The 8,516-nt window shown below is 37.3% G+C and carries 6 protein-coding genes and 1 pseudogene; 3 read left to right on the forward strand and 4 right to left on the reverse strand.

Annotation, left to right across the window (positions count from 1 at the left end):
• A partial coding sequence (locus tag B4237_RS11990) for a phosphoadenosine phosphosulfate reductase family protein (RefSeq protein ID WP_286943289.1) occupies positions 1-356 on the reverse strand: 356 nt, incomplete at its 3' end.
• Between the two features lie 173 nt (positions 357-529).
• Between B4237_RS11990 and thrH the strand changes: the two genes are divergently transcribed.
• Positions 530-1,147, forward strand: coding sequence for a bifunctional phosphoserine phosphatase/homoserine phosphotransferase ThrH (thrH, locus tag B4237_RS11995; RefSeq protein ID WP_061525725.1), 618 nt, complete (start codon positions 530-532; stop codon positions 1,145-1,147).
• 83 nt (positions 1,148-1,230) lie between these two features.
• Here the strand turns inward: thrH and B4237_RS12000 are convergent, their stop codons facing one another.
• From B4237_RS12000 to B4237_RS12010, 3 genes are all read right to left on the reverse strand, one after another.
• Positions 1,231-2,460, reverse strand: coding sequence for an OmpP1/FadL family transporter (locus tag B4237_RS12000; protein WP_278595393.1), 1,230 nt, complete (start codon positions 2,458-2,460; stop codon positions 1,231-1,233).
• Between the two features lie 273 nt (positions 2,461-2,733).
• A complete protein-coding gene (locus B4237_RS12005) occupies positions 2,734-4,176 on the reverse strand; it encodes an OmpP1/FadL family transporter (RefSeq protein WP_278595392.1) in 1,443 nt (480 codons plus the stop codon).
• A gap of 525 nt (positions 4,177-4,701) precedes the next feature.
• The gene (locus tag B4237_RS12010) at positions 4,702-6,162 is read right to left on the reverse strand and encodes a coniferyl aldehyde dehydrogenase (protein WP_286943294.1); all 1,461 of its coding nucleotides are present in this window, start codon (positions 6,160-6,162) and stop codon (positions 4,702-4,704) included.
• A 696-nt stretch (positions 6,163-6,858) separates the two neighbouring features.
• Between B4237_RS12010 and B4237_RS12015 the strand changes: the two genes are divergently transcribed.
• Entirely contained in the window at positions 6,859-8,196 is a 1,338-nt protein-coding gene (locus tag B4237_RS12015; protein ID WP_278595390.1) for a CitMHS family transporter, read from the forward strand.
• Between the two features lie 142 nt (positions 8,197-8,338).
• Positions 8,339-8,516: pseudogene (locus tag B4237_RS12020) on the forward strand (porin); the annotation flags it as partial.

An 8,516-nucleotide genomic window follows, 5' to 3' on the forward strand; every position in this document is an offset into this window, starting at 1 on the left:
CAACACTCTTGATGACCATCTTCAAAGAAACTAAACAAACCTTTTTCATTTACAAATTGCTGAACAGCGGCAGACTCAGGGAAGCAAATTTCGATAGTAATGTTGTAGTGCTTACGGACTGTCTCGATAAATTGATAAGTTTCAGCATGTAATCGACCCGTATCTAAACTAAATACACGAAAAGGTTTACCGATACGTGATGCAATATCAATCAACACGACATCTTCTGCACCAGAAAATGAAATTGCAATTTCACCTTCTTGATTGAGTGCGAGTTCTAAAATTTCTCGTGGTGATTTGTCTGCATATTCAGCAGCGAGTGCATCTACATGGTCAATAGTCGGAATAACAGTCATGGATGTTCCTGGCGATAGGCTTGGGCACAATTGTAAATCATTCTAAGCAAATCAGTTTGCTTGTCCTTGATTTTAATCTTGCAGAATAAAATGATTTTATTCAACAATAGCGCAAAAATTGAATAATCTTAGTGCTATGATACAGCAATTTTTAACCAACATTGGAAGCATTCATGGAAATCGTATGCCTAGATCTTGAAGGGGTGTTAGTTCCAGAAATCTGGATTAATTTTGCTAAAAAAACAGGGATTAAAGAACTTGAAGCGACAACACGTGATATTCCTGATTACGATGTGCTAATGACACAGCGCTTAAATATTTTGAAAGAGCATGGTTTAGGGTTAAACGATATTCAAGCGGTGATCGCTGATATGGGACCATTTGAAGGTGCTAAAGAGTTTGTGAGCTGGGTTCGCACTCACTTTCAATTGATTATTCTTTCTGATACGTTTTATGAGTTTGCTCACCCATTGATGCAGCAATTAGGTCAGCCAACGATTTTCTGTCATAAGCTTGAGACAGATGAAAATGGCATGATTACGGCTTATAAACTACGTCAACCAGATCAAAAGCGTCAGGCAGTAAAAGCATTACATGGTTTAAATTTCCGTGTGATTGCAGCAGGTGATTCTTATAATGATACAACGATGCTTGGCGAAGCGGATCATGGTTTCCTGTTTGATGCACCAGATAATGTGATTGCAGAATTCCCACAGTTTCCAGCACTGCATGGCTATGAAGCATTAAAACAAGCGATTCGCTCTGTTTCTCAGCGTAATATTCCAGAATAATTTTCCCTAGCTTTCTCGTAAGAGCATGAATGGGAAATCAAAAATAAAAGGCGCGTAAAGCGCCTTTTATTTTTAGATGAAAATTAGAATTTATACCCAATTTTCAAACCATAAGCGATCGCATCATTATTTTTGAATTCGGCAACATGCTCTGGTGTATTAAACTGAGACCCAGACTGTGCTTTCGCATCTCCTAGCCAGAAGTATTTTACGCCACCCGCAATAAAGTAATTTGGTGCAGGGCTGTATTGTACGCCAACACCAACATTCCAATAACCTTCTGTTGGACCAAGTGTGGTTACAGGGTTGCCAGCACCAGAATCCCAACCTACAGAGACATTACCAGCCCAGTGATCATTGACCTTACGACCTACACCAGCAGTGACTGAATATTGATCATCAGTATATGCTACAAGGTCAAAACCATCTTTTTTCCCTGTTTTATTAACGATAGGAGGTAGAACAGAAGCGGCGCCAAACTTATAAGGACGAATTGCAAAGTCTTTCCAATTCACCCACCGAACATTTGCGAACGCAACAGTATTCTCCATGATTCCCGTTTGAAAATCGAGGTTTACGGATTGAGGTGTGGTGATTTCAGTCGTACCTTGAGCATTGTTAATTTGATTTAATAACGCATCAAAAACTGGACTACCTGTAAAACCAGCAATTCCATGATTTTCATACGCATTCATTTCATGCTTGATTTTGGCACGATATGTTAAAGAGGTTTTAAGTGCAATTTCAGGAATTTGATAAGCTACGCCAGCTAACCAACCCACAGCCTCATCGCGACCTGTTTTAAAATCGTAACCACTATAAGCACTATAGCTTGCACCACGTAATAATACTGTTGCATCTAGTGTCTGATAAACTGCACCAGCATAAACGTTCCAGTTTTGATTCGGTTGATAACCAAACAGTAAGTTTAGATTTTCGGTATCAACTGTTACAGACGTTCCACCTTGAAATGGCAGAGGCCTGTTTTCGATAAAGTTACTTTGACCAGTATATTGAGCATCTGCTCCGTATGGTTGGTCATAAATAAGGCCAATGGAAAAATGTTCCGTGGCTTGAATTTTTAAGGCTGCATTGGGTGAATAGTAGTGATTTGCCATATCACCTGTGTTGTTTTGAGAGATGTCTTTACCAGAAACATTTGGATCAAGTACGGTAATACCTGCTTCAAAATAGTTGTTTGGCTGCAAGAATGCTGCAATTGATTGGCCTGAGCGATCCAGTGCTGCGGCAAACGTTGTCGTTGTTGGAACTAAGCTAAGTAGAAGAGCCGTTTGAATAGCATTCAGCTTCATTAATATGTTCTCTCAAATCACTTTGTAACAAGAATGGCGCGAAAAGTAACATAATTTTTATTCGCTTAAATATTTTACAAATGTCAATAAATGAACTGATGAAGTCACGAAAAATGCTTGAGTGATAGGTGTTTATATTGAACGTATGGGAAATTAAGGATGAAAGGATATAAATATTCAGATTCTAATGCTATTCAAAAAACCTAAAGGTAATTAGGTACTTTGAACATAAAAAAAGACCATCAAATGATGGTCTTTTTTGGAAAGCTTTACTTAGAAGCGATAACCAAGTTTCAGACCGTATGCGATTGCATTGTTGTCTTCAAAATTAGCTACATATTGATTGCTGCCTGCTTGAGCACCAGTTTGAGCTTTGGCATCACCTAACCAAAAGTACTTCACGCCACCAGCGATGAATGTTGCTGGAGTTGGGCTGTATTGAACACCTACACCAACGTTCCAATAACCTTCTGTAGGGCCGAGTGTTGTCACTGGGTTACCAGCGCCTGAGTCCCAGCCGACTGACACATTGCCAGCCCATTGCTCATTCAACTTGCGACCAACACCAGCATTTACAGACCATTGGTCATCAGAATATTCAACTAAGTTGAAACCATTAGGACGACCAATCAAACCACCAACTTGTTTTGACAATACACCGAATTTGTATGGTTGAATTGAGAAATCTTTCCAATTTACCCAACGTACGTTTGCGAAAGCAACTGTGTTTGCCATGATCCCGGTTTGGAAATCAAGGTTTACAGATTGTGGTGTAGTGATTTTTGTTTTCTTGTCTTGTGCAAGACCTGCTGCAAGTTGATTTGGATCTAAACCTAAACCAGCTAGTACTGCTGGTAGTGCAGGGAATGCTAATAATGAAAGATCTTCTTGAGCTTTAACGTCGTGATCAATTTCAGAACGGTAGGTCAACGATGCTTTCAGTGCAATCTCTGGAATTTGATATGCAGCACCTGCTAACCAGCCTACACCAGTCGTTTCTTTGATTTTTGCATCATAACCGTTATAAACGCTATAAGCCTCACCGCGAAGACTTACATTACCTTTAATGGTCTGAATTGCTGGACCGGCGTAAAAGTTAAAGTTTTTAGTCGGTTGGTAACCAAAAACAAAAGATAAGTTTTGAGTATCTACTTCTACTTGAGTGTTGTTTGAACCAGTGCTTGAACCTAAGTAGCTCTTAGCTGCATTTAAAGCGCCAGCTAATTGTTGGAATTGAGCACTTCCTTGGACTTGAGCTTTTGCTATAGCGAGTGATTGTTCGGTTACGGGAGTATTACTAGCTTCTAATGCTTGAATTGCGCGTTGTGTTACGATGCCATCAATAGATTTTGCTGACAAAACACCATCATTTGAGTTTGCAACAAAAACATTGTCTCCTGAATATTTTGCATCAGCACCAAAAGGTTGATCGTATAGTAAACCGAAAGAAATTTTATCAGTAAGTTGCAGTTTTAAAGCGGCGCTTGGGAACATATAGTCATCGCCCATATCGCCGATTTTGCGTTGAGTCGCTGTATCACCAGCCTCTTGACCTTCAACTGTAGGATCTAGAACCGAAAGACCAGCTTCAAAATAGTTACCTGGCTGAAAAAAAGCCGACATAGATTGACCTGAGCGGTCTAGCGCTGCTGCAAAAACTCCAGTTGCAGGTAGCGTTGCTAAGATCATGGCAGTGCTAAGATGTTTTAATTTCATTTTAAATCTTTCCTTGAACTTCAAGATTTTTTAAGTGAAGAAGCTATGATTGGCTTGCCAAACTAATTATTAAATGTATTTGGCTATAACTTCATGTAACAAAAATACCATAATTAAAATAAGAGTAAATGTTCTAAATGAACTATTCAGTACGATTGATTACATGAAAATGATTAAAAAAAATGCTATAAATATTTATATACATATGTGTTTTTATTGGTAAAATGATGAAAAATATAAAATATTAATTTAAGAAATGATTCAATTTTTTTGGCTTTTTTGTAGAAAATAAATTTTTTAGGGTCAAAGATTTTTTGTAAAAAATGAGATTTTTTTCTCAATTGTTTGCCTAAAGTAATAAATAGGCATTAATGTCGTCCATCTTTTACTCTATTGAGTATATTTTATTAATGCATATTTTTAGAAGAAATATCAACGGATTTAAACAGCTTTAAATTTTATTCTTACAGATTGTTGATTTAATGAAGGATAGAGAATTTTTGTCTCTATCCTGATGTACCTATCTTATTTTAGATTTGGATCACCTTTTTTCAAGAAGAAGCTCAATGCGAGTTTTTGTACCCAAGTGCCATAAGGTGGGTAAAATAATTGTGTTGGGAAAAAGCGATGACGAATAAATATTGTTTTTGCATGAGATAGTTCTCTAAAGCCTTCTTCTCCGTGGTAGGTGCCCATGCCTGAATTGCCAATTCCGCCAAATGGTGCATCGTGATTAACGACATGCCATCCCCAGTCATTGATTGTGACGCCACCTGAATGTGTTTGTTTTAAGATGTAATCACGTTCACTGCTGTCATGGGTAAAGCAATAAAGTGCCAATGGTCGTTCACCATTCTGAATATAAGCAATTGCATCATCTAGGCTGTCATATGCAACCACTGGAAGTACTGGACCGAATAATTCTTCTTTTAAAATTCGCATTTCTGGGGTGCAGTTGAGAATGATATGCACAGGCATGCGACGTGCATCTTGTTCAGGATTGTATTCGCCACAAGGGATAACTACAGCACCTTTTTGTTCTGCATCCTCAAGTATTTCAAGCAGACGCTTAAAATGTCGATCATTCACAATTGAAGTGTAGTTGCTATTTGAATGGATATTTTGACCATACATCGCGGTGAAATTGGTTTTACAGGCCTCTGCAAATTCGCTCACTTTTTCTTTTGGAACAAGTGCATAATCAGGTGCTACGCAGATTTGACCACAGTTGGTCGCTTTGCCATGTAAGATTCGCTTAGCCGCATCTGCAAGTGGGTAGTTTCGACTTACAAGAGCAGGCGATTTGCCGCCTAGTTCTAGTGTAACAGGTGTAAGATTTTCAGCGGCAGCACGCATTACCACGCGACCGACTGCGGGTGATCCTGTAAATACAATATGGTTAAAGGGTAAAGTGGTAAACAATGATGGATCAGTAATTTCTTCTCCAAAGACGGCAACTTCATCTTCTTTAAAGACTTCAGCAAGCATTCTTTTGATCACGGCATTGGTTGCAGGTGTGATTTCTGGAAGTTTAATCATCACTCTATTGCCTGCCGCGAGTGCAGCTACCAATGGCCCTAAAGCGAGATAAACAGGAAAATTCCAAGGCACGACAACGCCTACTACACCTTTCGGTTGATATTGAACGCGAAGGCGGTTAGATAAAAATAATAATTCAGTGCTGCGTTTGCTTGGACGCATCCATTTGCGTAAATGGCGAATTGCATGTTCAGCTTCTAAAACAGAACCAAGTAAATCAAGAAGTTTTGATTCATCAATTGACCGTGAGCTAAAGTCGGTATTGATCGCTTTGGCAATGACATCTTGGTAGCGAATAATTTGTTTTTTTAGATTAAAAAGTTTGCTTCTCCTTGAATCCAAATCAGGGTAGGGCTGTGCATTGAATGCGGCACGCTGCTGATTGAAGATTGTCTGTAAAGATTTACTTTCTATTTTTTCAAATTCAGAGGAGTGTGGATAATTCATTTTTCATTCCTTCCATGCTTTCTATAACTTGATTTTTCTTGAGTTAAGGATGAGGTCATGCTCAATTATGACATAAGGTCTAGTCTAAGCAGAGTATGTCGAAAAATTTTCTTAATCATATTAAAAAAATGTAAATAATTCAGATGTTTTTGATTGTTGATTTAAATGAGAGATTCTTGAATTATAAAAATATATGAATTCACATTATGTTTGTTTTTTAGGCATAATAATTAAAATGATTTATTTTTCATTATCTTTTTAGCTATTTTCTAATTAATTATATTTTTTTAAAATTTTAAAGAGATTTAAACGTGTAATAAATAATAATCATTATATTTTTATATTTGTTTTGCTAATTATATATATTGGTTTAACTATTTAATTTTAAGTTTTGCTATAAAAATAAGCACTTTTTGCACCATGATATTGCATTATTTTGATAAATATATAGCATTTTTTTATGTGATTTTAGAGTGTATTTTATCTTTTGGTATAAGTGAATTTGTACTATATACATATAAATCATTTGGTTGTCAGTGTTGTTGTGATTTCTTAAAGTTGTTTCATTTTTCATGTGAATGGTTTTTGTGATTATTATAATTAAATTAAATGAATTAATTAATTTTAAATCGCATAGAATCTCGGCTGGGTTAGGAATTAACCAGTCTCAAAATATTATGCTAAGGATTGCTTAAAATGCTTACTTTTTTAGGTATTAGCATGATCATGTGCTTTATGTACTTGATTATGTCGAAACGTCTTAGTGCATTAGTTGCATTAATTTTAATCCCATTTTTATTTGCAATCATCGCTTGGGGATTAGGTTTTTATTTCGATAGTTTGAGCCATATTCAATTAGCTGAACTCGGAAATACCATGCTTGATGGTATTAAAAAACTTGCTCCGACTGGCGTCATGCTGCTGTTTGCAATTTTATATTTTGCATTAATGATTGATACAGGGTTGTTTGACCCGTCTGTAAGATGGATCTTAAAGAAAGTAAAAGGTGATCCACTTAAAATTACTCTAGGAACAGTCTTCCTTACTTTACTGGTCTCTTTGGATGGTGATGGTTCTACAACCTACATGATTTGTGTAGCGGCGATGATGCCTTTATACAAACGAGTCGGGATGAATCCATTGATCATGACTTGTTTGATGTTGCTATGTAGTGGCGTGATGAATTTAACCCCTTGGGGAGGTCCAACAGCCCGCGCTGCCAGTGCATTGCAAGTTGATGCAAGTGAAGTTTTTATCCCGATGATTCCCTCTATGATGATGGCAGCTGCTTGGTTATTTTTCTTGGCATATTTATATGGCATGTATGAGCGTAAACGTTTAGGTGTAATTGAGCTTATTGATATTAGTCATGCGGATGATATTTCGATTTCTAAAGATCCAGAGGCGCAGCGTCCACATCTGCGTTGGTTTAACGGTATTTTAACTGTCGTGTTGATGGCATCTTTGGTAAAAGGGATTTTACCGATGTCGATCTTATTCATGCTGGGTTTCTGTATTGCTCTAGTGGTGAACTATCCATGTGTGAATATGCAGAAGAAGCGTATCGCAATGCATGCAGATAGCGTATTAGCTGTTGTTGGTGTAATTTTCGCGGCAGGTGTATTCACTGGTATCTTGTCTGGCACAGGTATGGTTGAAGCCATGTCTAAAGGCTTCGTTGCTGTGATCCCACCAAGTATGGGACCTTATTTAGCACCCATCACTGGTCTATTGAGTATGCCTTTGACGTTCTTTATGTCTAATGATGCATTCTATTTTGGTGTGTTGCCAATTTTAGCAGAAGCCGCTTCTCATTATGGTATTCCTGCGGTTGAGATTGCACGAGCGTCAATTATTGGACAACCAGTTCATTTGCTATCTCCTTTAGTACCTTCAACCTATTTGCTCTGCGGTCTTGCTGCAGTAGATATGGGCGATCATCAGAAATTTACATTGAAGTGGGCATTTATCACATGCTGTGTACTCATGGGTAGTGCATTAGTGTTCGGTGTTTTTCCATTTTATAGCATGTAAATCAAATTATTACGGTGCTTTTGCATAATTTAAGAATGTAAAAGTACCCGTATCTTTGTTCAATTTAATACACATATTTAATTTCTGCTTTAACCAGCAGGGAGTTTCTTTTTTTAATTTTTAGATGGTTAGGATGACTAAAATGAAGATGAAAATTGCATTGGCAACTATGTTAAGTATTGCGACAGCTTCTACCTTTGCGGTACCAAAGTTTTATGGAGAAATTGATGCAAGCTTGGATTATTTACCTGAAATAAATGCAAATTCAGCCAATCATGATGTTTGGAAGGTAAATAGTAATAGTTCTTATCTTGGAATTA

Source organism: Acinetobacter sp. UBA6526 (genome assembly GCF_002434875.1).
GTDB classification, from domain to species: Bacteria; Pseudomonadota; Gammaproteobacteria; order Pseudomonadales; family Moraxellaceae; genus Acinetobacter; species Acinetobacter venetianus.